Genomic DNA, 22,815 nt, shown 5'->3' on the forward strand with positions numbered 1-22,815 from the left:
AAAAGCCCTAATTTTATGACTAGGACTAATTAGGCAACGCTTTGCGCTGATGTATATCTATTATAATGCTCGAAAAGTATTTTCCGGGAAGGGAATGAGTTTCAAAAGTTATTTTTTGGTAAAAACTTATAAGACGACAATACTGCATCGTTTCTCTTAATCAAGGGTACGGCGGGGGTCATTGTTAAATTATAACTAACCTGTGCTAGTTTAAAATTCATTGTGACTAAATACATTCAATTACTTTAGAACGTCTTAAATAGACATATATTACATTAAAATAAAACCGTTATATATTCAACTTAATTGCTGATATATAATGGTTTTTTTATTTATCTTGTTTTTCTTGATATTCATAAGCTGCTTTGTATTGTTCTTGAACTATTTCAGCACGTTCTTTATTTATTCCCATAGCAAGTCTATTTACTTGTCCTAATTGTTCGATCATTCCTAACAATTTATCTACACACTTATCGTAAGTAGTTTGGCGCATGGTGTAGGGCTTGTCTGGAATAAAATAAAGAGTAGCATAAGCGGGTAGGTTTGGCTCATATACATTTATAAAGCCTTGCATAGCATGTTGATCAATCTTCCACTTCAATTTATAGATGTCATGTAATAGATGAATATACTCATCAGCGAGAACGTCGTAATTGCTTCGATAGGTCTGACTTTTATAATTAAGTCCTAAACACTTACGGCAATAATAGTCATCAGATAAATAAAGTGTACGTTTCCTTTTATGACATGAGGGACAAACAAACCACCAACGCAAACCGCCATAATTTGGACGTGTGGGCGTTATTTTTATATTATGACCATTTATATTGATATGCTGTTTAATACCCTCGTCTGTACCCCGAATTGATAAATCAGCTATATCTATTTTATTGTAGCTTTCAACTGTATTCATCATCTCCACATACCTCTAAATCATTAGTAAAAAATATCAATGTGTGTGCAACCTTTTTATTAAATATTGTGCTTAAATTTTAAATATCATGAGTCTGATAAGTGCAACCTAATGTGATTAGTGGAGGTGATGTGAGAGCTTTAACCACCGTTGCAATGCTCTGCAACACTTTTAAATTTTATTGCAACCTTTTTTGAATTTGTAACTTTTGTGTGCATGCTTTTTTAAATTTAATATTAGGTTTTATTAGGTTCTTGATACTTATATTTTTAATGATTCAATAGCAAATTTTAACAGGTTTTCAGATAAGGCTTTGTGGGGTTCTAATTTATTCTATGTATCGAGATAGACTGAAATATCAGTCGTACTCACTTGATTAATAATTAACCATTTATTACTTGAAAATCACGCAATATTTAATATTTTTACTTTATGCGTATATTTTATTTTATATACACGTTTGCTAAAGATGAACTAGTCCGGAACTACTTTTTGAACCACTATAAACGGCTATGTATCAGTATGTGAACCAAAGAACCCATTTTTTGAAAAAAGCCCCTATATAGGTATAATGTTTATATACTACTTTTAATTTATAGGGGTTTTATTGGTTCATGCGTTGGGGGACAACGGTGTAGGGTGGTTCGATTAGTGGTTCTTTGATGGTTCTTTTTAGTTCTTTAACTTAATGGAATTTCTTTAATTTTACGGTATTTAAATGTATCGTTATTTTTATTTACACCTAAACTTTTCAATGTTTTTTGAATATCTTTATTGGTTATTTTGAGTTGACCGCTGTTTTCTTTAGCGTAACGTTTAATTGAGTCATTTAGGTACGTTACGTCTACAACGTCTTTTATGTCTTCTGTTATCTTGTATCGTTGTTTAATGTAATACTCAATATCTTTTGACTTCTCAACTTCTGGATTTATTTCTGCGCTTCTGATGGCAAATAGTTCTTTGTCGCCTTTAGGTAGATCATATCCGTTATTAGCAATATTAGTTACCTCATCAAGTAATAAGTTTAATATTCCACTAGCTTCATCTTGCATAATTGCGGTTAGTTTAACTAATTCAATCTTTTCTTGTATCGTTTCAACTTCAACTAATGATATTCGGTTCTTAGTTGCCGTTTCGTTAGTAGTAGGTAGGTTATTAGTTGCAATTATTAAACCGCCGTTTATTTGAATAGCTACTGGTTTAGAAGCCCCTTTTTTCTCTAATGAGATAGGGCTGTTTTTACCACTATAAAAACGTTTAAGAGTTTCGCCGTCTAGAATAAGTCCTTCCTCGGTCTCATCAATAATATTGATTAAAGCCCCACTAGATTGACCAAATCCTACACGGTTCATATCCTTACTCTTAGGACTTAAATCAGCTCTAGTCATAGATGTATTGGCGTATGATCCTAAGGCATTAGTAATGGCTTCTAAGAATTGCGTTTTACCATCCCCGCCTGAACCTTGAATGATATAAACGTCTTTCATAACACCACGAGTATAGATACCATAAGCAATGTATTTAAATAGTTTGGTAAATGCTTCGCCGTTCGTTTCGTGATTTAAGAATAACTCTTGAAACTTCGGGGCAGTGGCTTTTGGATTGTATGGGGTAGTGACACGAGTATAAATTGCTTCATAAGGTTCTTGCTTTGGTCTGATAGTTCCTCTGGCAACGTCAAAGACAACGTTATTAATACCTTTGGGATTACCTAGATTGATATAGCCTTTTGGGTTCAACTTACTGCGTCCATTCATTGATTTAATCTTTTTTGTAACGATCTTTTCAACTGCTGATATTTTACGCTCGGTTGTAACTCCCAATGGTTCTAAGAATGTGATGACTTGCTCGGCGTCTGCGATTTGATACATTTTTAAAAACATGTTGGCCAATATCGTATCGGCTGTTTTCTCTGGATCTTTCATTTGAAGATCTAAGGCACGGGTAGGATCGAAATTATCTTTTTTTCGTTCTTGTTCTTCATTGCTAAGGCGTTGCTTAACTGCTTCTTTTTGTGATTGACTAAGGTTATTTTCAAGCCCTAACATTTCCTTAGCTTCATTTTGCGTTAGACCTCCGGCAATCAAACCGTTTATTAGTTCGTCATTAATAGGGGATGTTGCTGTTTCTTCTGTCATGGCTAGTCCTCATATTCAGTAACGATGTCATTAGGTAATTTCATCAATTCAGATCGAACTACATTAGATAATTGATACATGGCAGGAACAAGCAACTCGATTTTCCTATATTTATCAATGATTTGATTGATGTTACTTTGTTGTTTTTCATTAATATTATCTGTAGCAAAGACTAGGGGAATATTAAACTCGGTAATATCAGATAATAGATCAACCAAATTCTTAAGTGCTCCAACGTTTGTGATTAATGTGGCTGGGTCAATAGTTTTCATTTTATTAGCTCCTTAATATAGTTCGTTTAATTGATTGATAAGTGTTTTGAATGCCATAATTTTATCTTTGTCGGATAAATTAGATTGTTCTATGGGAGTTGTATTTTTAATTAATTCAGTCATGAACTTATCAGATAGGGCATTAATATCGATCATGTTATTTATCTCCAGTCATTTGGAATTTAAGGGCAGTCTTAAGTCCTTTATTTTCATATTTAAGAGTGTCATTTTCGGATTGTAAGGTAGTGATAAATTCATCATATTTCTTTTTAGATTGTTTTAAATCATCAATACGGCGTGTTTGATTATTAATAACCAGTACTTGACCGCTTATGATGTCCTTAGTACTTTGTTCTGGTGTTTTAACTTTATAGTGACTAGTAGTCATTTGATGACCTCCCAACTATTTAAATCAATCTGGGTTAAGGCGTTTTGAATTAAGACCTCACTAGTTATTTGGCTACTGGAAACTTTTAATACACTGGTACGTTCCTCGTCGTTCTCAATAATGAATAAGCCACCGTTTTGACTGTCTCGACGTGCGCCAATTGGAATACCATAATCACGTATAGCGATAGCTTTATATGCTAGGACTGTACGTGGGTCGATTTCGGGCTGGAATAGCTTAGCAATGTAACTGGCTGGTTTAGCATTATCAATGCCACGGGGTAGGGCTTCAATTAATTTTTTAATGTGTTCGGGGTATTTAATTTCAGTCATGGTTTAACTTCCGTAAATTGCTTGCATTAGGCAACGAGCGACAGTGTGGGCATGATTATCTAACTTGAATAAATCGAGTACCATATTATGAATATCAAGATAGAAATATTGAACGGTCGATATTTGATAATCGTTATAATCAAAGTTAAAAAGTGTATCTCGGTAAATTTCAGCATATTGTGCTAGCATGGGGTGTTTCCAGTCATCGCTAGCCTTAGATAGTCGGTAGACTAGTTCATTTAATGGCATAGCTTCCCTTAGGTCTAGCGTTGTAGTTGTTATATATGTTATATTTGTCATTATAAAAGCTCCCTTAATTGGCTTTATTGCTGGTTATGGCAGTGTGTGTTAAGTCTTAACGTTGTGGTTTGGTCGCCGTATAACGTTAGGGCTTTTTAATTTGTTCTAATTGAATTAACTTGATGACGTCATTTTTAACTTGATTGATAAATGTCTCATAATCTCCCACATCAGCAATCAGATAGATAGATTTACTGTTTTTATTACGAGGTCGAGCAAAGGCGTTAACTTCATCTAAATCATAAAATTTACGTGTTCCAACGATGTTGGGATGTAATTTACCTTGTTTAACGTAATTGCGAACAGTAGTTATTGAAACGCTCATTAAATCGGCAGCCTGTTTTTGTGTAACTGTGATAGCAGGATATAGCTTTAATATATTGGGCTGTGTTATACTTTCTGTACTCATAAGGTTTTAAGTTCCTTTCCAAATTCTTATATGTATGGCTCCCTATTTATTGATAGGGGGCTTTTTTATGCTGGCGGGCATGGATGAATTAATATTTATTGGTTATGTGAGGTGTCCCATTCTTCATTAAACTTATTGTCGAATTTAGCTCGCTCGATCCCGTCATTAGCAACTGAAGATATCTTATTTATAATCTCGTTCACTTGATGATTGTCTTCAATATCAATAGCTGAATAAAGAGATTGTACTTGGTCAAAAAAATGTAAATGATCGTGTGCTTCACTTCTTGGATCGGCGTAAGTTCGGGTAATATCTTCAATCCAACGAACGTAATTTAAAGCAGTCTCTAAGTTGTTTTTTTCAATTGCAAGATATAAGCCATCGACTGCGTTGTGTAATCCTAGATTATCTTTTGATTGGATAGTAGGGGTAGCCGACTTCTCGGCAGGTTCAACCTTTGGTTGGTCTTCATACATATCAATTTCAAACTGATTAAATGGAATACCTAGCATTTTTTTAAGAGTGTAGGCTTGTTCTCCGACTTCAAGTGAAGTTACCGGAATATCGCCCATCCATTCATCTTTAGCATTGTTGTTATCGGCTGTATCTAATTGATCTTTGGCTTCTAGCAACAAACCTAATGCCTTAATTAATGAGTTATATGTATTTTCGTCTGCAATTTCGTTGCTTAGTTGTTCTTGTGTCTTCATGGTGTAAATCTCCTAGTGTGTTTGTCGTGTTTAACGTCACGCCTGACAAAAGAGTTTGATGTATAGGGGATGTCCATCCCCTAATCTAAGTCATCAAAGTACGGCTCAATGTAGCGGACGCCTAAACGATAACGTAGATAAGTCTCAATAGAGCTTAGTGTGTCGTTAGTTGTTTCTTCGATGTATCGGCCTCGGTACGTGGCGTAAATAGTAGCCACGTTGATCTCTAAGTCGTCCGACATTTCTTCGGCGGTTACACCTAAGCGAGTAATATTAGCTTTAATGGTTCTAACTCTCTCTTTATTACGTCTTGACAATGTTTTTTTCATGTTTTAACGTGCCTTTCGTTGTTAAGTTTTGTTGACAATTAAACGAACGTCTAATATAATTATAAAATATAAACAAGCGTTAAAAATAGCGATATACCAATATTTAAGAGCCGTAGGAAGCTAATTATTTGGTTGTCTTTTTTTATACGCTTGTTAAGTAAACTTGATTACATGATTAAGTATATTAAACGAACGTCTAAAAAGCAACTATTCATTTAGCACTTCGTCTAACTTTACTTTTTCTTAATATTTGGAGCGTATTTTGTTATGTCTATTTTTGAAAGAACTAAAGAAATCGCTAAGTCAAAAGGACTAAACCTTAGACAGTTAGAGGATAAAGCTGGATTGGGGACTAATTCTTTGTATCGTTGGAAAACTTATAACCCACGTATGGAAAGTTTAAACGCCGTTGCTGATGTCCTGGGTGTCTCTACTGATTATTTATTGGGTAACACGGATAATATTGTCCCAATCCAAGAAAAGTCAATTAACGAACCCATGGATTTGTATGAAGTTGATGATTCTGAACGTGATGAGATGGTCTCGGCTGGTGGTCGTCCCATTAGTGATGAAGACTGGGCAATTATTAAAGCTGTCTTAGCAAAGTATCCAAAGCGTGAGGACTAATATTATATGGAATTAATGCATGATTGGATTATGGCAGATGTTCTTAAAAATATTAGATCTCTTGATTATGATATTGAGAAGCTACCAATTACAAATTTATCAGCAACAACAAACAATCAACGAAAAGTTATAATTTATAACCCGGATAGCGTAACTCTTTTTGAAATAACTGAAGAGTATTTTCACGCACTAAAAAAACACCACAGGCTTTATGACTATGATGTCTTAAATAAAGATGAATCCGAGGCGCATAGTTTGGCGCTTAAATACCTATTTACTAAGTGGTGTAAGTATGTCGGTGTAAATGATTGGTTGCAATTCTCGGAGGCTATGGGTGTGCCTAGTGAACACTATGAGACCGTTATAGAAATGTTCAAGCCCTTGGCAATTGAACAGGCGTAATCGTAACTACGGTTGTCCAATTAAGGACAATAACTGTACTTAAAAGTACGACCGTTATTCTGGTGTGTGGATGTAACTACGTACCCATTTATGGGCATGTAGTAATTTGTAAATGTTCTGTATTGTGCCTAAACGGAACAAAAAAGTTTATAAATGTACCGTATTTAATTTATGGCCAAAGATTAAATTCATCCCCTAAGACAGTATTTAACGACTGTTGCAAAATTGGAAACTGTCATAAATTGGTATGGGGAGATATGGGAGACCTTAAAAAGGAATATATTTTATAGTTTTGGCCAAAAGTGTCCAAAAGTCTTAAGTAAATTTATAGGTATATTTTTCCTTAAAAATTGGTTATCGGTCGGCTAGGTCATAAAGGGGTAACGATTCACGACCCTCAAAAGGATGTCGATTTAATCTACTACCTTACGTCTGTATTAATTGTATTCGGAGATTTCGGAGTCCTAAAAAGGGATGTTGATTTAAGCAACTTCCTTTAAACGTTTCTAAACCTATCGAATTAGAGGGTTTTAAATAGGTGAAATTTATATCCAAGTTAATAAATATAAAGAGGTCTAATTAATGAAAAAATCAGGATTTTGGTTGATAGTTTCGATTGTTTTAACTATATTAGCGTTAGTATCTGTTTACTTTAATAGTGACGTTATTGCGATAAGTGTTAGTGATTGGTCGTTTAAGTTAGAAGGATCATTTTTCTTGCCAATTGTATTAGTAAACGCATGGACTATACGAAAGTTTTATAACAATAGAAAATTAGAAAAATATGATCAAAATGATAAGTAATTTGTTTTAATGTTTCAGGTCGGTACACATTTGTACTCACATAAGTCCGTATTTGGTCTCACGTATGCTGGCGCAATTTTACGCAGGCAACTGGAAACTAAAACGTCTTTGAGTTAGCGCAATATTGCGCAGTCCCTAGTTGGCTTAATATTAAGCTAGCCTAATCGTATTTTACGATTGAGTTATAGGGTTGCGGAGTAGTCCGCGGGGTTTATAGGTTGCTATCTTGTTAGCAGACCCATCGCCACTTATGGCTACGGTATTATATATGTATATTTTTACATATTTGTTATTTTGAGTTGTTAAGTCTAATAAATGGGTGTGACCAGTTCCAATATATGTCGTCTATTTTAAATACTTAAGGTCGCAATTCACTACCTTAGATTATTCACAGATAGGAACATTATCCTTAACCTGACGTAGATATTATTTATCTTATCTTTTAATACTCAATAGGTTTATGGATTTCAAATGCTTAAACCTATACACATAGAAGAAACTAATCCAATACATAGCTGGCGGGCATGTCTGGAAAAGGACTTAAAAATTATGAGTATTAGAAAACTAAAAAATGGTAAATATCAAGTACGTGTATATGTTGGAACTGATGAAGTAACTGGTCATACAACATATAAGTATAGAAACACAGATAGTAAGACCAGTGCTATTATGATCGAGAAACAATTAAATGAAGCTGTTGAACGTGGCGAGATTGTTATAAAGGAATTAGAACACTTGCAACCTCAACCATATACGTTTGAAGAGGCGTATAAAGAGTGGTGGGAGTTTTATAGTAGCCAAGACTTTGCACAATCGACTAAAGATAAAGTGGCACGTCATTTTAAAAATCATCTATTAAAACCTAAGTTATTTGGTAATTTGAGATTAGATAGAATTATTAGGATTGATATTCAAAATAAAGTAAATAAGTTTATACCCCAATACACACAATCAAAAGAGATGTTAGGATATGCCAAGCGCGTATTTAAATATGCAGTGGATAGTGAACATATAATATGTGATAGCAATCCATTAGAACATATTCAAATGGTAAGGGTTAAAAAAGTACCGCGGCGTGAAGTTCGTTTCTATAATGAAGTACAAGCTAAAATGTTTGAACATGGAATCAATGAATATTATCAACGAGGAAATAAATTTCTAGCATTATTTACTGTATTGTTGCGAACTGGTATGCGTGGCGGAGAATTATGTGGACTTAAATGGAAAAATGTAGATTTTGGACGTTGTGAATTATTGCTCAACGGTCGTATGTCATTGGATGGGCATGGTAAGGATCACTATTTAAAAGGTCTTAAAAATGGGGATGATTTTAGATACATTGATATTGATGATGTAGTAATTGATAAATTAAAAGCATGGCATTATGTTCAGGCACAACAGTCAATGTTAAAGGGACAACCTATAAACGATGACAGTTTTGTCTTTGATGTGCTTAGAGGTCGAATGTATAGACAATTTGCATCATTTCTTGAATGGTACAACTGTAACCATGCGCAAAAGTTACCATATTTAAATATTCATGGACTTAGACACACGCACGCTAGTTTATTAATATCTAGTGGAATGGATCTAAAGAAGGTGTCTGACAGATTAGGGCATAAAGACATAGCGGTTACTGCAAATATATATGCGGAGCTTACACCAAAGGCTAGAAGAGAAGTAGCGGACGTGTTCAGTAATATTATGGGAGACACTAAAGAAAATCATTAAGTAAGTTATACCTAATTAATTTATTTATTATTAGGTTAGGTTTAAGTGAACACGGTTTTGACCGTGCTTGTTCGAATATCAAAATATTTTAAACGTTGGTATTAAGCCATTGATGTGCTTACGATATAACTTAAGCAAAGTTTGATTAAGCGTGGTATAATTTTAAACGAAGTTCGTCGCTGCGGCGAAGGAGATAATTAAAGTTATGCGAAATAGTCGACTACCTCGAGAAGGTGACTATATAACGATAAAGAGCTATAAACACGATGGAAGTCTACACCGTACTTGGCGTGAAACCATGGTATTAAAAACCAGTGAGAATGAAATTATTGGGATTAATGATCATACAGTGGTGATTGAAGATGACGGTCGACGTTGGGTAACCCGCGAACCGGCAATTGTTTACTTTCATCGTAAGTATTGGTTTAATATCGTGGCAATGATTCGAGATAATGGAGTGTCATATTATTGTAATTTGGCAAGCCCATTTGTTCTGGATAAAGAAGCGCTGAAGTATATCGATTATGATTTGGATATCAAAGTTTATCCAGATGGTGAAAAGCGGTTACTAGATGCTGATGAATATCAGGCTCATCGTGAAAAATGGAATTATTCCAATGAGGTTGATTTTATTTTGAGTGAGCATGTGAAGATCTTAGTTGATTGGATTCAACAGCAAGAAGGCCCCTTTTCTAAAGGATATGTTGATCTTTGGTATCGACGGTATCAGGAGATTAAAAATCGAGCCCATCGTTAATGTTGGTCTACAACTAAAATATAGTGCATCAAAAATATATTAATAAAAAGGCTAGGAAATTGTCCTGGCCTTTTTATTAATTTGGTTCAAATTTTTTAACTAGTTTTATCTTTAATTTAAACTATAATACAGGAATGTTTTTTATCATGCTCTATTTATTTATATTTAAATGCGATAAAATTTAATCAAGGATGGTAACCCATGGAAAAAATGGCTTTGTTGCTCCATAAAGTGCATGCTCTTGCTGGCTACAACTAGCCCAATTTTGATTACCATAATCATAATGCCACCATTCATTTGATAGGTTTGTGAACCCAACCTCAGTCATAATATGATATAGAAGACGGCGATTATCACGTGCTTTTAATTCAGATTGATTGAGTTCAGCTTTTAGTTCGAGATAATTAGTTTTTGAGCTATCATTAAAGTCATCAAATGGAGAGGCCATATCTAACATAACACCTTGATCGTCAACAATTGTTAGATCAATAGATCCACCAGTATTATGGGGAGAAGGTTTTTTTGGATCACGGGAAGGTTGAGCGACCGTTTCTAATGTCTTTTCAATCATCTGATTTTTCGTCCAAGAAGGGTTGGTGCGGGCAATTTTACGTTTAAGAGAGTGAAATAGGGCTGCTTGGGTTGAAACGGAACGCCAAGCATCAAAAATAACTAATTTGTATCCAGCTGGGAGCAAATTAGCTGCTTGAACTAATTTACTTTGAACAGTCTGCCGGGCGTATAATTCTGACATTGCTCCAGAAAGATTTTGGATGAAATAAGCAGGTTGTACAATGATTTTTTCAGGTAAAAGGCCTAATGGAACCAGTGGCTCATTGTTATCTTTGATGTCCGGATCTAAGGCCGTTGACCAGTCCCATTCGGATAGATCGGTTGGAATTTTATTTTGTATATTTTTTCCCATGGTTTCCCTCTTTTGATAAATTTACGGTATAATGTTTTAAACATATTAGCTATTATTATTCTAATACATTCAAGAAGAAAATAGCGGATTAATTTGGAGGAATTTTAAGAATGAGTCAAGAATTTGTTCAACCAATTAACCAAACCGTCCAAGCAATGACGATTGATGGCTTAACTGGATTTCAAAAGAAAATAGCAGGGATCGAAGATTTAGTTTACTTAACCTTTGGTGAACCAGGGTTTAACATTGAAGATTCGATTAAGGATGCTGTTATCGATGGAGTTAAGAATAATCATTCACACTATGCTGTAGCCGAAGGCGATTTAGTCCTCCGTCAAGCTGCTGTAGATAATTATAATGAAAAATTTGATCTAAATTTCCAAGGCCCTGAAAATGTGGTAGTAACCTCAGGAGTCACAGAAGCGATCTATGCATTGTTCCAAACACTTTTGAACCCTGGTGATGGCGTGTTGATTCCAACACCAGCATACCCACCATATTATGCTGCTATCAACATTATTGGTGGAAAAATGTTGAAAGTAGATACTTCACAGAGTGAGTTTAAAATAACTCCTCAAATGGTGGACGATGCAATTGCTAGTGCAGATTTACCTGTGAAGGTGATTTTGTTTAATTATCCAAGCAACCCAACTGGTGCTACTTATACTGAGACGGAGCTGCGTGCATTGGCAGAAACGTTTAAGAAACATCATATTTGGGTTATTTCAGATGAAATTTATGCGGAATTAACTTATGATATTAAGCATGTTTCAATGATGAAGTTATTACCAGAGCAAACAGTTATGATTACTGGTTTGTCAAAATCACATGCCATGACTGGTTATCGAATCGGATTTGTAATTGGAAGTGCTGAAATTATTGCAGAAGTTTCAAAAGTCCATGATACATTAACTTTCGCCTTACCACAGGTTACTCAAGATGGAGCAATTGCAGCTCTAACGCAAGCTAAAGATGCACCAGCTAAGATGCGTAAGGTGTACCAGCGTCGTCGGGATTTTGTTGTTGAAAAAATGACCGCTATGGGCTTTAAAGTAGGAAATCCACAAGGAGCATTTTATATTTTTGCACGTATTCCAGAAGATTTTTCAGCTGGAGTGGATGGATTGGATTTTGCATGGGCTTTGGCCACTGAAGGTGGAGTTGGGGTTGCACCAGGAATCGCCTTCTCAGATCAAACGGCTGAATACATTCGAATTTCATATGCTGCTAATGATGACGATTTAGCTTCTGGAATGGAACGAATGGCAGCCTGGATTGATCAAAAAAGGGCCAGTCGGTAAAAGGTAAAAACTTTTATCAACTGGGAAGAGGGAAAATACATGACAAATAAAAAACGATCAACGCGCCAATTAGTTTTAACGGCAATGTTTATGGCCATTATTTTGTTACAGTGTATGGTTCCATGGATGGGATTTATTCCGATTAATCCAATGGTCCGTGTCACAATAATACCTTTTACTGTAGCATTAGGTGGGATGTTATTGGGACCTAAAGTCGGTGGGTTGCTTGGGGCTGTGATGGGACTATATTCGTTTTATCATGCATGGACTTTACCGGTTGGAATTGGATCTTTAATGTTACGAGATCCAATTACAGCACTATTACCACGAATGCTAGTGGGTATTATTATAGGTCTGATTTATTTAAAATGGATCAATAATTCTAAACATAAAACATCCCCTTTTTTGATATTTATGCTAGGGACCTTGGCTGCTATCATAAATACAGGATTAGTCATTACACTAACCTGGATTCATTTTAGAATATTTAATACAACGGTGGCTGGTTTGCCTAACCATGTAGGAATTATTTGGATGTTTACTTCGATTGCAGGAGTAAATGTGTTGATTGAAATCGTTGTCGATGGCCTCTTAGGTATGTTGGTCGGCTGGCCAGTTTTACGTTATATGGAAAAGGCTCGATTAGCTAATCATTAAGAAATTAAAATAAAAAACATCTCTTTAGTCCATAAAATGGACTTAGGGATGCTTTTTTTATTGCGTTTAAATAAATATTACTTTTTTTGATCAGCTAAAATATCACGAATTTCAGCTAACATTTCGACTTCGGGATTAACTACTTCAGGTTCATCCTTAGATTTATCTCTGCGTAACGCTTTATTTAAGAACTTGATGATCAAAAACACTACGAAGGCAGTAATTAAGAAATTAATCACGTCCCCCAAGAAGGCTCCATACTTCAAAACTAAGTTATCTGTAATGGTTAATTTTAAATTGTCCAAACTTGAAACTTGACCAGTAAATAGTCCGATAATTGGGTTAATTAAATTATTAGTTAATGATTTAACTAGACCTGTGAAGGCACCTCCAATAATGACACCAACAGCCAAGTCTAAAACACTACCACGTGAAATAAATTCTTTAAATTCCTTAAGCATTGACCTACTCCTTAAAATTAAATTATTAATTTAATCTTACTAAAGCTCAAATTAACAAACAACTTTTATCATAAATATTAAATATAAATTTAATAAATATGAGAAAAATAAAAAATAAGGGAGAAGAAGAAAGCGTTTCAATTTATTTAAAGTCATCTATAATGATAATAAATGGATATAAGAAGATACGAATATTTTGGAGGGTTTAAAACATGACAACTGATATTGAAATTGCCCAACAGGCTGAAATCTGGCCGATTCAAAAAGTAGCTGAAAAGGTGGGCCTAAGTGAAGATGACTTAGAAATGTATGGTCCTTATAAAGCTAAAATCACATTAAATGAAAAGCAAAAGAAACAAGAACTAGGTAAATTAATTTTGGTGACGGCAATTAGCCCCACTCCGGCAGGGGAAGGTAAATCAACGGTAACGATTGGACTGGCAGATGCTTTAAATTTAACTGATCATCAAACTATGGTAGCGCTACGTGAACCATCAATGGGGCCAGTCATGGGAATGAAAGGTGGTGCCACAGGGGGCGGTTATTCTCAAGTTATTCCAATGGCTGATATTAATTTACATTTCACTGGTGATTTTCATGCTTTAACGATTGCCAATAATACGTTAGCGGCTTTAATCGATAACAGCCTACAAAAAGGTAATCCGCTACAAATTGATTCGCGGAAAATTATTTGGAAGCGTGTTTTAGATGTAAACGATCGGGCATTACGTCATATTACAATTGGTCTGGGTGGACCAACTTCTGGTGTCCCACGTGAAGATGGATTTGATATTACGGCAGCATCCGAATTAATGGCCATTCTGACTTTGTCAACGAGCCTTATGGACCTTAAAGCACGGATCAAAAGAATCGTAGTAGCATACGATATCAATAATAAGCCAGTAACAGTAGATGATTTGGGAGTGGCTGGAGCTTTAACGGTAATGTTGAAAGATGCAATTAAGCCTAATTTAGTTCAAAGTTTGGGTCACACGCCGACTTTGATTCATGGAGGACCTTTTGCCAATATTGCTCAAGGGACTAATTCGCTTTTGGCGACTAAAACGGCCTTACGATTAGCTGATTATGTTGTGACTGAAGCTGGGTTCGGTTCTGATTTAGGAGGTGAAAAATTCCTTGATGTTAAGGTACCGCTTCTAGGAAAAACTCCTGATACGATTGTTATAGTGGCAACAGTTAGGGCTTTAAAATACAATGGTGGGCAGAGTTTAGATACTTTAACCCAACCAAATTTGGAAATGTTGGAAGCTGGTTTGGCTAATTTAGGTCAACATCTAAAGGCAATGCAACGTTATCAGACTCCAGTGATCGTAGCAATTAACCGCTTTACCGATGATACCGAAGCAGAATTAGATTTGATAAAGAACTTTGTGCAAAATCATCAAGCACAAGCTGTGGTAGCAGATGTTTGGGGGCAAGGAGGGTCTGGAGCGATTGAATTAGCGCAGACCGTAGCAGCAGCGACAGAAACTGAGAGTGCATTTAAACCACTTTATGCATCAGAGGATACTTTTGAAGAAAAAATTGAAAAATTAGTTACTGAGATTTATGGCGGTGTTGATTATGAATTATCTGATCAAGCACAAAAACAACTTCAACAATTTAAGCAACTGGGTTGGGATAAAATGCCGATTGTAATGGCTAAAACCCAGTATTCTCTATCAGATAATCCAAAGGCACTCGGAGCACCGAAAAACTTTAAAATTCATGTCCGTGAATTAGTTCCAAAACTAGGAGCTGGTTTTATTGTAGCTTTGACAGGATCAATTTTAACGATGCCAGGTCTTCCAAAAGTACCTGCAGCTAATCGGATTGATATTGATGAAAATGGTGTGATTACTGGTTTAGATTAGCCATATCATTTCTATTGTCAATTTAAAATGATATCAAAATTAATTTCTAAGAACTGAAGCATATTGATAATTTGGTAGTGGAAATTATGATTTGACGATCATAGTAACTTTAAGGGGGTAGGTCTAGATGAAGGTTGAAGCAATTAAAGATTATGTCCGTGAAATTACAAGCCAAGAATTTTCGGGACATGACTATCTACACTTAGAGCGGGTGTTACAAAATGCTGAATTATTAATGCAGTCAGAAGAGGGCTTTAAACGAGATGTAATTGTGACTGCGGTTTTGTTACATGATTTAATTGATGAAAAATTAACGAATAATATCAATGAAATGATTGATGAAATACGTATTAAAATGCGGGAATGGGGATTGACAGATGATGAGCGGGCAGAAGTTTTAGATATTATTACACATATGTCATTTGCTAAAAATTTGGAACAACATCATGTGCTGAATTTAGATGGTGAAATTGTTCAAGATGCTGACCGCCTGGACGCACTAGGGGCGATTGGGATTGGAAGAGCTTTTACTTATGGAGGGCATGCCAATAACTTGATGTATAATCCCAATGAAGCAGTACGAGAAAATATGACCAGTGCGGAATACCGGCAGCACAGTACAGTGATAAATCATTTTCATGAAAAGCTGTTAAAGTTAGAAGGCGAAATGAATACAGCAACGGCTAAAAAACTTGCTGCCCGGCGGACTGCTTTTATGCGTTTCTATCTTGATGAATTTACAGCTGAGATTAACGGGGATAAGTAATCGGTTACAAAACTATGATTTAATTCTGGATTTGGTTGAAAAAATTATCCAATGTGGTATTATAGTAAGTGTTGATTAGCACTAAACAACAATGAGTGCTAAAAATAAAGGAGGAAATCATATCATGTTAAAGCCATTAGGAGATCGGGTTTTATTACAGGTCAATGATGAAAAAGAACAAACAGTCGGTAGTATCGTTATCGCTTCAAATGCGCAAGAAAAATCTGCTACTGGAACAGTAGTGGCAGTTTCTGAAACTACAGTTGGTGATTTGGAAGCTCCTAAGTCCGTTAAAATTGGGGATGAAGTGATTTATGACCAATATGCCGGTAAAGAAATTAAAAATGATGGTGAAACATATTTGGTTTTGCACGAACGCGATATCATGGCCATCCTATAAAAACATTAAATTAAAAGTAAAAATTCAATAATAAGTAAGGAGATTTATCAAATGGCAAAAGAATTGAAATTTTCTGAAGATGCGCGAGCAAAGATGAAGGCCGGAGTTGATCAATTAGCGGACACCGTTAAAACAACAATTGGTCCCAAGGGCCGTAATGTTGTGATTGAGCAAAGTTATGGTGCTCCAACGATCACAAATGATGGAGTAACGATTGCTAAGTCTATTGAATTAGAAGATCATTTTGAAGACATGGGAGCTAAGCTAGTCGCTGAAGTTGCTTCTAAGACCAACGACATTGCTGGTGATGGAACAACTACTGCGACTGTATTGGCTCAAGCTATCATCAACGAAGGCTTGAAGAATGTTACTGCCGGGGCTAATCCAGTTGGGGTTCGCCGCGGAATTGAATTAGCTACGAATGCTGCTGTTCAATCTTTGCATGATATGTCAAAGACGGTTTCAACTAAAGAAGAAATTGCTCAAATTGCCTCAATTTCAGCTGCTAACGAAGAAGTTGGTGCTTTGATTGCGGAAGCAATGGACAAAGTTGGTCATGATGGTGTTATTACCATTGAAGAATCTAAGGGAATTGAAACTACTTTGGATGTCGTTGAAGGAATGCAATTTGACCGTGGTTACATGTCACAATACATGGTGACAGATAATGAGAAGATGGAAGCTAACTTAGATAATCCATTTATTATGATCACAGATAAGAAGATTGGAAACATTCAAGATATTCTTCCTGTTTTGCAACAAGTTGTAGAGCAAGGACGTTCACTTTTGATCGTTGCTGATGATATTACAGGTGAAGCTTTGCCAACCTTGGTTTTGAATAAGATGCGTGGAACCTTTAATGTCGTGGCTGTTAAGGCACCAGGATTTGGTGACCGTCGCAAGGCAATGCTAGAAGACTTAGCTGTTTTGACAGGTGGAACGGTTATTACTGACGAACTTGGTTTGAATTTGAAGGACGTTACCATCGAAAACTTAGGTCAAGCAGCTAAGGTTACAGTTACGAAAGATAGTACGACCGTAGTTGAAGGCGCTGGTGATAAACAATTACTTAGTGAACGTGTCGCTTTAATCAAGGGTCAGATTGAGGAAACTACTTCTGACTTTGATCGTGAGAAGTTACAAGAACGTCTAGCTAAATTAGCTGGTGGTGTTGCTGTGATTAATGTTGGAGCAGCAACTGAGACAGAATTGAAGGAACGTAAGTACCGGATTGAAGACGCCTTAAATGCTACTCGTGCGGCGGTTGAAGAAGGCTTTGTTGCTGGTGGTGGAACCGCATTAGTTAATGCTATTCCAGCTGTTTCAGCTTTAACTGCCGAAGGTGATGTTCAAACTGGAATCAATATTGTTGAACGTGCCTTAGAAGCACCTGTTCGTCAAATCGCTGAAAATGCTGGTTTGGAAGGTTCAGTTATTGTTAATAAGTTGAAGGAACAAACATTAGGAACTGGTTATAATGCTGCTGATGATACTTGGGTAGATATGATTGATGCTGGAATTGTGGACCCAACTAAGGTTACTCGTTCAGCATTACAAAATGCCGCTTCAGTCTCAGCCCTATTGTTGACAACTGAAGCTGTTGTTGCTGAGCAACCAAAGGATGAAACAGTTATGCCAGCTGCGCCACAAGGTGGCATGAACGGTATGATGTAGAAAAATTTAAATTAAATTTATTTTCAAAGAGGTTGGGGGATTTTCATCTCAGCCTCTTTTTTGTATTATGAATAAAGAATTTAAATTAAATTTATTTCAAGTAAATAAATATTAGCTTGAAGCTTTTGAGAAGACAATTTGAGATTATCAAGAGGATTGATTAATAGTAGGAAATCAATGTGGTAAAATGGAGTTTAATATAAAAGCTAGATTAATTTTGCAATCGCAAACAATGGTCTGAGATAAGGAATTTTAAAATGCAGCTAACTGGAAATGAAGTAATAGAAGCCTTGAAAAATGAAGAAATTGAACATAAAGTTTGGACGGCGGAAGATCAAACTTTGATTAACTTAGACCCCTTATTTTTATTTTTAGAACAAAAAATTAATGAAAATAAACTAGTCAATGGAGAAATAATAATTAGCGGAGATGAACCTATTCATTTAAGTGTTGAAACCAATGTGATTAACTTGCCACTTCGTTATGTGAACCAAATTAGTAAGATCATTATTAATGATCCTGAGACAGATGTGAACGTATATATGTTTGTGGATCATCCTGATGTTACACGTTCAGGGATGCGAATTGAATTAGCAGCTTCAGTTCAATCATTCTTAGATGATCGAGAATCAGTGATGAGTAAAATTTCACTCTTTTTTGATCGTGAAATTCAGAATATTAGTAAAAATCAAGCAGAAAAAGATGAACAAGCTGAAAATGAAGAACCAACTGAGACTGAGAAAAAAGATTAGAGGAAACAAATATGCGTTTTAAAAAATTAAAATGGATTTTAGCGCTTGTTGTTAGTGTTATCTTTTTTGCTTTAATCATGCCGATTTTTAATTTACCAGTTGGGGTTAGAAATACACAAATTACCTTTGGTATGGCATGGTTGTCATTAGTGACAGCAGTATTTGGCCCAATTTTTGGCCTTTTGATGGGGTTGTTAGGGCACGCCCTACAAGACTATTCATTATTAGGAAATGCCTGGTGGTCATGGGTGATTGCTGATGGTTTATTTGGATTATTGCTAGGTTTGGTTACGCAACGACTACAATTAATTTTTAGTCCGTTAAGTTTGCATAAGATTGTAACATTTAACATTTGGCAAGGATTGGCTAATCTAATTGCTTGGGTGATAATTGCCCCACTAGGAGATATTTTAATTTATGGTTCCAAAGCTAAACTAGTTTTTAAACAGGGGTTGTATGCTGGAATTGCGAACTTTTTTGTTATTGCTGTTTTGGGAACAATATTAATTATCATTACTAATTATTTGATGAAACTTTTTAAGATATCAATAAAATAAAAGGGAAGGTAATATGATGCAGGAAATCATTGAATTATCAGAAACATTGGCCAATCAGATTGCAGCAGGTGAAGTGATTGAACGGCCTGCATCAGTAGTGAAAGAGTTAGTGGAAAATGCGATTGATGCTGGAGCACATAAAATTGATATTTTAATTGAAGCGGCCGGAGTTCAGTCAATTGAAGTGATTGATGACGGTCAAGGTATTCCAACTGATCAATTAGAACGAGCTTTTTTACGGCATGCTACTTCTAAAATTCAGACGAAGCAGGATTTATTTCAAATTCATTCCTTAGGATTTCGTGGGGAGGCTTTACCCTCAATTGCCTCAGTAGCCGATGTTTTTTTGGAGACGGCAGTGGTTGACGCTACTTCTGGAGCTATGATTCATATAAAAGGAAATAAAATTATAGAAAAAAAGGGGTCTGGAGCACGGCGGGGAACTAAAATTACAGTTAGTGATTTGTTTTTTAATACGCCCGCACGACTGAAATATCTTAAATCACAATCAACAGAACTCGCTAAGATTGTTGATATTATCAATCGATTAGCTTTTAGTTATCCTTCAATTGCTTTTAACCTAGTCCATAATCAGAAGCAGTTAATGCAAACAGTGGGGAATGGAAATTTACAGCAAGTAATAAGTGCTGTGTATGGGGTAAGTGTGGCTCGTGATATGGTTACCATTGATGATCATGATGCTGACTTCAAAGTGCAAGGTTGGATTTCTAAACCAGAATTAACTCGTTCAAATCGATCTTATATTAGTTTATTAATTAATGGTCGCTATGTGCATAACTTTAATTTAGCAAAAGCTTTAATTAAAGGGTATGGAACCCGTTTAATGGTGGGCCGTTTTCCAATGGCAGTGTTAAAAATTGACTTAGATCCCAGATTGGTGGATGTTAATGTGCATCCCCAAAAATTTGAAGTGCGAATTAGTAAAGAAAATAAACTATTAGCATTAATAGAAAAAATGGTCGCTGAGGCTTTTGATAATGTTAATTTAATTCCCAATGCAACTGAAAATTTAATTGAATCGTCAGTTAAGAATTATGATGTGAAACCTGAAAAAAACTTTGTTCAACAATTAAATACTATTTCTAAGAATAAGCAAGCTCAAAATCAACGGGTAAATGTAGAGAGATTATCTGATTCCAAAAAAGATAATGAATTATCAGCAAATCAAGACATTCAGCCACCCCATGACGCAAGACGGATTACCCCGATTATAGTAGAACATCGGGGCGACTTAAACGAAGCAACGGTTGAAGAATTTGAGCAAAAGTATCAACAAGAATCGAAGGCAAATCCTTTTGGACTGGATAGTTCGACTGTGATTACAGGAGAACAGACACAACTTGTTTTAGACCATGAAACAGAAGCGACGTCAGAATTGGCTGGATTTCCAAAATTAGAATATCTGAGTCAATTACACGGTACATTTTTATTTGCTCAAGGTTCAGATGGATTATATTTAATTGATCAGCATGCTGCTCAAGAACGGGTAAAATATGAATACTATCAAGCAACGCTAGCAAAACATGATTTAGAACAGCAAAAGATGTTAGTCCCATTGGTTTTCGAGTTTACAACGGTCGAAATGTTGGAGCTAGAGAGCCAGACTGAGACGTTGCAAGAATTAGGGTTACATTTGGAAAATTTTGGCCCCAATACGCTTATTTTACGTGAGCATCCAGGCTGGTTTTCAGCGGGGCAAGAAGCTGAGACAGTGCAGGAAATGGTCGATTGGTTATTGCGCGATGGGGGTTTAACTTTACAACAATTTCGTGAAAAGACAGCCATTATGATGGCCTGCAAACGTTCAATTAAGGCGAATTGGAAGTTGAATGCTATTGAAGCGCAAAATTTAATTGATCAGTTAGCCCAAACTAAAAACCCTTATAATTGTCCGCATGGCCGACCAGTTGTGATTAATTTTAAGGAAACTGATTTGGAAAAAATGTTTAAACGGATCCAAGATAGCCATGAAAATTGGGTTGAATACGATAATCACCCATTCTAAATATGAAAATAAAAAAGGACACATAAAAAATGAATAATAATGACATTGTAATTCGATTACGATACGCTTTGGCGATTTCAAATGCAGATATGCTTAAAATTTTTAAACTAGGTGGTTTAGAACTTACCAATGAAAAATTGGTAAAAATTCTAAAACGTCAAGATAAAGAAACACCAAGAGATCAAAATTTAACGATGGAAGAGCTTGAACGGTTTATGAACGGTTTAATTATTTCTCAACGTGGGATTAAAAAAGACGCTAATGGACAAGCTTTAGAACCAACCTTTGATATGAAAAAAGAGGATGATATTAATAACGTGGTGCTAAAGAAATTGAAAATAGCAATGCAATATACCAGTGAAGATTATCAAAGCTTTTTTAAGTCAGCAGGAATTGAAGTTTCGAATGCTGAATTGAGTGCGGTATTACGGCGCCCGGATCATCGAAATTATCGTCCAGCGGGAAATCGATATTTAAGAAACATTCTGAAAGGAATGGCCTTAGAATATCGAAAGGAACAATAATAGCTGTATAGGCATCATATGTGGGAGGATAATCAAATGCGGGCACGAGTTTTGTATGCAACTTTAACTGGTAATAATGAAGATGTTGCAGATGTAATTATTGCTGAGTTTGAACGACTAGGAGTGCAAACCATTAAGGAAGATATTTCTGATGTTGAGGCTTTGGATTTAAATCCCACGACACAAGATATTTTGGTTACAGTGGTTTATACCTTTGATTTGGGAACTTTAGCTGATGAAGCAATTGATTTTTATGAAGATTTGCCAGATGTTGATTTGCAAGGCGTTACTTATGGAGTAGCTGGTTCAGGGGATGTTTACTATGGTAAAGATTACGGAACAGCGGTTGACATATTAGAAGAACAATTTTCAAAGACGGCGGGGATTCATGGCGCTTCTGGAGTGAAAGTTAATTTGCGGCCAGATGCCAAAGCTACGGATGAATTACAAAAATTTACGCAAGCCTTGGTACAAAAAGCTAGTAATAATTGAGATTAATTAATGAGGGGCTTGTCACCCTTTGGAAAAGTGCTTATAATAAGAAACATAATTAAAACGTTGAGAAAGACATGTTAATTTAGCCAAAATATTTAAAAGCGAGACTGGGATGGTGGAAGCCAGTTAATATGGGTTGATTTGATACTACTTTTGAAGTGAATTAGAAAACTAATTCCGTTTCCCGCGTTAAGGGATTTGAGTTGTATATTTATTTTTTAAATATGCATAAACTTCGGGTGGTACCACGTGTTAACGTCCCGTTCTAATGTCAAGATGATGTTGGAACGG

At 35.7% G+C, this 22,815-nt stretch carries 27 protein-coding genes; 16 read left to right on the forward strand and 11 right to left on the reverse strand.

What is annotated here, in order from left to right; translation table 11 throughout:
• Positions 1-328: 328 nt before the first annotated feature.
• The 9 genes from JC2156_RS01655 to JC2156_RS01690 all read right to left on the reverse strand — a co-directional run bounded on the left by JC2156_RS01655 (position 329) and on the right by JC2156_RS01690 (position 5,462).
• Entirely contained in the window at positions 329-916 is a 588-nt protein-coding gene (locus tag JC2156_RS01655; RefSeq protein WP_006845102.1) for a hypothetical protein, read from the reverse strand.
• 677 nt (positions 917-1,593) lie between these two features.
• Positions 1,594-3,051 (reverse strand): DUF5906 domain-containing protein, encoded by a 1,458-nt coding sequence (locus tag JC2156_RS01660; protein WP_006845103.1) that lies wholly within the window; start codon positions 3,049-3,051, stop codon positions 1,594-1,596.
• Between the two features lie 2 nt (positions 3,052-3,053).
• Positions 3,054-3,323: a hypothetical protein gene (locus JC2156_RS01665; RefSeq protein ID WP_006845104.1), complete on the reverse strand. Its 270-nt coding sequence runs from the start codon at positions 3,321-3,323 to the stop codon at positions 3,054-3,056.
• Positions 3,324-3,335: 12 nt separating this feature from the next.
• A complete protein-coding gene (locus tag JC2156_RS08975; protein ID WP_006845105.1) occupies positions 3,336-3,479 on the reverse strand; it encodes a hypothetical protein in 144 nt (47 codons plus the stop codon).
• Between the two features lies 1 nt (position 3,480).
• On the reverse strand, positions 3,481-3,711 hold the full coding sequence (locus JC2156_RS01670) for a hypothetical protein (protein WP_006845106.1): 231 nt from the start codon (positions 3,709-3,711) through the stop codon (positions 3,481-3,483).
• Positions 3,708-4,043, reverse strand: a complete 336-nt coding sequence (locus JC2156_RS01675) for a hypothetical protein (RefSeq protein WP_006845107.1) — start codon at positions 4,041-4,043, stop codon at positions 3,708-3,710. The genes JC2156_RS01670 and JC2156_RS01675 overlap by 4 nt, the downstream gene beginning before the upstream one ends.
• Before the next feature lie 3 nt (positions 4,044-4,046).
• The gene (locus JC2156_RS01680; protein ID WP_038240913.1) at positions 4,047-4,343 is read right to left on the reverse strand and encodes a hypothetical protein; all 297 of its coding nucleotides are present in this window, start codon (positions 4,341-4,343) and stop codon (positions 4,047-4,049) included.
• A gap of 85 nt (positions 4,344-4,428) precedes the next feature.
• The gene (locus JC2156_RS01685) at positions 4,429-4,752 is read right to left on the reverse strand and encodes a helix-turn-helix domain-containing protein (protein ID WP_006845109.1); all 324 of its coding nucleotides are present in this window, start codon (positions 4,750-4,752) and stop codon (positions 4,429-4,431) included.
• A gap of 95 nt (positions 4,753-4,847) precedes the next feature.
• On the reverse strand, positions 4,848-5,462 hold the full coding sequence (locus JC2156_RS01690; protein ID WP_006845110.1) for a hypothetical protein: 615 nt from the start codon (positions 5,460-5,462) through the stop codon (positions 4,848-4,850).
• Positions 5,463-6,058: 596 nt separating this feature from the next.
• On the opposite strand from JC2156_RS01690, the gene JC2156_RS01695 reads away from it, so the two are divergent.
• From JC2156_RS01695 to ntdP, 5 genes are all read left to right on the forward strand, one after another.
• Entirely contained in the window at positions 6,059-6,418 is a 360-nt protein-coding gene (locus JC2156_RS01695) for a helix-turn-helix domain-containing protein (RefSeq protein ID WP_006845111.1), read from the forward strand.
• Positions 6,419-6,424: 6 nt separating this feature from the next.
• Positions 6,425-6,820 carry a hypothetical protein gene (locus JC2156_RS01700; protein ID WP_006845112.1) on the forward strand — a complete coding sequence of 132 codons (396 nt, stop codon included), beginning with the start codon at positions 6,425-6,427 and terminating at the stop codon, positions 6,818-6,820.
• A 582-nt stretch (positions 6,821-7,402) separates the two neighbouring features.
• Complete coding sequence (locus tag JC2156_RS01705) at positions 7,403-7,624, forward strand: hypothetical protein (RefSeq protein WP_006845113.1); 222 nt, start codon at positions 7,403-7,405, stop codon at positions 7,622-7,624.
• A 549-nt stretch (positions 7,625-8,173) separates the two neighbouring features.
• Positions 8,174-9,355, forward strand: coding sequence for a tyrosine-type recombinase/integrase (locus tag JC2156_RS01710; protein WP_006845114.1), 1,182 nt, complete (start codon positions 8,174-8,176; stop codon positions 9,353-9,355).
• 205 nt (positions 9,356-9,560) lie between these two features.
• Positions 9,561-10,112, forward strand: coding sequence for a nucleoside tri-diphosphate phosphatase (gene ntdP, locus JC2156_RS01715; protein ID WP_006845115.1), 552 nt, complete (start codon positions 9,561-9,563; stop codon positions 10,110-10,112).
• A gap of 181 nt (positions 10,113-10,293) precedes the next feature.
• Here ntdP and JC2156_RS01720 read toward each other — a convergent pair whose 3' ends face one another.
• A complete protein-coding gene (locus JC2156_RS01720; protein WP_006845116.1) occupies positions 10,294-11,037 on the reverse strand; it encodes a M15 family metallopeptidase in 744 nt (247 codons plus the stop codon).
• A gap of 110 nt (positions 11,038-11,147) precedes the next feature.
• On the opposite strand from JC2156_RS01720, the gene JC2156_RS01725 reads away from it, so the two are divergent.
• Complete coding sequence (locus JC2156_RS01725; protein WP_006845117.1) at positions 11,148-12,338, forward strand: aminotransferase class I/II-fold pyridoxal phosphate-dependent enzyme; 1,191 nt, start codon at positions 11,148-11,150, stop codon at positions 12,336-12,338.
• Between the two features lie 39 nt (positions 12,339-12,377).
• A complete protein-coding gene (locus JC2156_RS01730; RefSeq protein ID WP_006845118.1) occupies positions 12,378-12,995 on the forward strand; it encodes an ECF transporter S component in 618 nt (205 codons plus the stop codon).
• Positions 12,996-13,072: 77 nt separating this feature from the next.
• Here JC2156_RS01730 and mscL read toward each other — a convergent pair whose 3' ends face one another.
• On the reverse strand, positions 13,073-13,456 hold the full coding sequence (gene mscL, locus JC2156_RS01735; protein WP_006845119.1) for a large-conductance mechanosensitive channel protein MscL: 384 nt from the start codon (positions 13,454-13,456) through the stop codon (positions 13,073-13,075).
• 212 nt (positions 13,457-13,668) lie between these two features.
• Here mscL and JC2156_RS01740 point away from each other — a divergent pair, with 212 nt between their 5' ends.
• The 9 genes from JC2156_RS01740 (at position 13,669) to JC2156_RS01780 (ending at position 22,521) form a co-directional block, all read left to right on the forward strand.
• Positions 13,669-15,330, forward strand: a complete 1,662-nt coding sequence (locus JC2156_RS01740) for a formate--tetrahydrofolate ligase (RefSeq protein ID WP_006845120.1) — start codon at positions 13,669-13,671, stop codon at positions 15,328-15,330.
• 127 nt (positions 15,331-15,457) lie between these two features.
• Entirely contained in the window at positions 15,458-16,096 is a 639-nt protein-coding gene (locus JC2156_RS01745) for an HD domain-containing protein (protein WP_006845121.1), read from the forward strand.
• A gap of 124 nt (positions 16,097-16,220) precedes the next feature.
• The gene (locus tag JC2156_RS01750; RefSeq protein ID WP_006845122.1) at positions 16,221-16,496 is read left to right on the forward strand and encodes a co-chaperone GroES; all 276 of its coding nucleotides are present in this window, start codon (positions 16,221-16,223) and stop codon (positions 16,494-16,496) included.
• Between the two features lie 51 nt (positions 16,497-16,547).
• A complete protein-coding gene (gene groL, locus JC2156_RS01755) occupies positions 16,548-18,170 on the forward strand; it encodes a chaperonin GroEL (RefSeq protein ID WP_006845123.1) in 1,623 nt (540 codons plus the stop codon).
• A gap of 257 nt (positions 18,171-18,427) precedes the next feature.
• The gene (locus tag JC2156_RS01760) at positions 18,428-18,922 is read left to right on the forward strand and encodes a hypothetical protein (protein ID WP_006845124.1); all 495 of its coding nucleotides are present in this window, start codon (positions 18,428-18,430) and stop codon (positions 18,920-18,922) included.
• A gap of 11 nt (positions 18,923-18,933) precedes the next feature.
• Entirely contained in the window at positions 18,934-19,479 is a 546-nt protein-coding gene (locus tag JC2156_RS01765) for an ECF-type riboflavin transporter substrate-binding protein (protein WP_006845125.1), read from the forward strand.
• Positions 19,480-19,495: 16 nt separating this feature from the next.
• Positions 19,496-21,505 carry a DNA mismatch repair endonuclease MutL gene (mutL, locus tag JC2156_RS01770; protein ID WP_038240992.1) on the forward strand — a complete coding sequence of 670 codons (2,010 nt, stop codon included), beginning with the start codon at positions 19,496-19,498 and terminating at the stop codon, positions 21,503-21,505.
• 29 nt (positions 21,506-21,534) lie between these two features.
• Positions 21,535-22,029, forward strand: a complete 495-nt coding sequence (locus JC2156_RS01775) for a YehS family protein (RefSeq protein ID WP_006845127.1) — start codon at positions 21,535-21,537, stop codon at positions 22,027-22,029.
• Positions 22,030-22,065: 36 nt separating this feature from the next.
• Positions 22,066-22,521 carry a flavodoxin domain-containing protein gene (locus tag JC2156_RS01780; RefSeq protein ID WP_006845128.1) on the forward strand — a complete coding sequence of 152 codons (456 nt, stop codon included), beginning with the start codon at positions 22,066-22,068 and terminating at the stop codon, positions 22,519-22,521.
• Positions 22,522-22,815: the final 294 nt, after the last annotated feature.

It is taken from the genome of Weissella koreensis KCTC 3621 (assembly GCF_000277645.1).

Excerpts from the sequence above, each read along its gene's own strand:
- JC2156_RS01705 (WP_006845113.1), top strand. The coding sequence starts at position 7,403 with ATGAAAAAATCAGGATTTTGGTTGATAGTTTCGATTGTTTTAACTATA.
- JC2156_RS01745 (WP_006845121.1), top strand. The coding sequence starts at position 15,458 with ATGAAGGTTGAAGCAATTAAAGATTATGTCCGTGAAATTACAAGCCAA.
- JC2156_RS01780 (WP_006845128.1), top strand. The coding sequence starts at position 22,066 with ATGCGGGCACGAGTTTTGTATGCAACTTTAACTGGTAATAATGAAGAT.
- JC2156_RS01685 (WP_006845109.1), bottom strand. The coding sequence starts at position 4,752 with ATGAGTACAGAAAGTATAACACAGCCCAATATATTAAAGCTATATCCT.
- JC2156_RS08975 (WP_006845105.1), bottom strand. The coding sequence starts at position 3,479 with ATGATCGATATTAATGCCCTATCTGATAAGTTCATGACTGAATTAATT.
- mscL (WP_006845119.1), bottom strand. The coding sequence starts at position 13,456 with ATGCTTAAGGAATTTAAAGAATTTATTTCACGTGGTAGTGTTTTAGAC.
- JC2156_RS01655 (WP_006845102.1), bottom strand. The coding sequence starts at position 916 with ATGATGAATACAGTTGAAAGCTACAATAAAATAGATATAGCTGATTTA.
- mutL (WP_038240992.1), top strand. The coding sequence starts at position 19,496 with ATGCAGGAAATCATTGAATTATCAGAAACATTGGCCAATCAGATTGCA.
- JC2156_RS01670 (WP_006845106.1), bottom strand. The coding sequence starts at position 3,711 with ATGACTACTAGTCACTATAAAGTTAAAACACCAGAACAAAGTACTAAG.
- JC2156_RS01725 (WP_006845117.1), top strand. The coding sequence starts at position 11,148 with ATGAGTCAAGAATTTGTTCAACCAATTAACCAAACCGTCCAAGCAATG.
- groL (WP_006845123.1), top strand. The coding sequence starts at position 16,548 with ATGGCAAAAGAATTGAAATTTTCTGAAGATGCGCGAGCAAAGATGAAG.
- JC2156_RS01710 (WP_006845114.1), top strand. The coding sequence starts at position 8,174 with ATGAGTATTAGAAAACTAAAAAATGGTAAATATCAAGTACGTGTATAT.
- JC2156_RS01740 (WP_006845120.1), top strand. The coding sequence starts at position 13,669 with ATGACAACTGATATTGAAATTGCCCAACAGGCTGAAATCTGGCCGATT.
- JC2156_RS01775 (WP_006845127.1), top strand. The coding sequence starts at position 21,535 with ATGAATAATAATGACATTGTAATTCGATTACGATACGCTTTGGCGATT.
- JC2156_RS01750 (WP_006845122.1), top strand. The coding sequence starts at position 16,221 with ATGTTAAAGCCATTAGGAGATCGGGTTTTATTACAGGTCAATGATGAA.
- JC2156_RS01660 (WP_006845103.1), bottom strand. The coding sequence starts at position 3,051 with ATGACAGAAGAAACAGCAACATCCCCTATTAATGACGAACTAATAAAC.
- JC2156_RS01765 (WP_006845125.1), top strand. The coding sequence starts at position 18,934 with ATGCGTTTTAAAAAATTAAAATGGATTTTAGCGCTTGTTGTTAGTGTT.
- JC2156_RS01690 (WP_006845110.1), bottom strand. The coding sequence starts at position 5,462 with ATGAAGACACAAGAACAACTAAGCAACGAAATTGCAGACGAAAATACA.
- JC2156_RS01720 (WP_006845116.1), bottom strand. The coding sequence starts at position 11,037 with ATGGGAAAAAATATACAAAATAAAATTCCAACCGATCTATCCGAATGG.
- JC2156_RS01695 (WP_006845111.1), top strand. The coding sequence starts at position 6,059 with ATGTCTATTTTTGAAAGAACTAAAGAAATCGCTAAGTCAAAAGGACTA.
- JC2156_RS01680 (WP_038240913.1), bottom strand. The coding sequence starts at position 4,343 with ATGACAAATATAACATATATAACAACTACAACGCTAGACCTAAGGGAA.
- JC2156_RS01675 (WP_006845107.1), bottom strand. The coding sequence starts at position 4,043 with ATGACTGAAATTAAATACCCCGAACACATTAAAAAATTAATTGAAGCC.
- JC2156_RS01730 (WP_006845118.1), top strand. The coding sequence starts at position 12,378 with ATGACAAATAAAAAACGATCAACGCGCCAATTAGTTTTAACGGCAATG.
- JC2156_RS01665 (WP_006845104.1), bottom strand. The coding sequence starts at position 3,323 with ATGAAAACTATTGACCCAGCCACATTAATCACAAACGTTGGAGCACTT.
- JC2156_RS01760 (WP_006845124.1), top strand. The coding sequence starts at position 18,428 with ATGCAGCTAACTGGAAATGAAGTAATAGAAGCCTTGAAAAATGAAGAA.
- ntdP (WP_006845115.1), top strand. The coding sequence starts at position 9,561 with ATGCGAAATAGTCGACTACCTCGAGAAGGTGACTATATAACGATAAAG.
- JC2156_RS01700 (WP_006845112.1), top strand. The coding sequence starts at position 6,425 with ATGGAATTAATGCATGATTGGATTATGGCAGATGTTCTTAAAAATATT.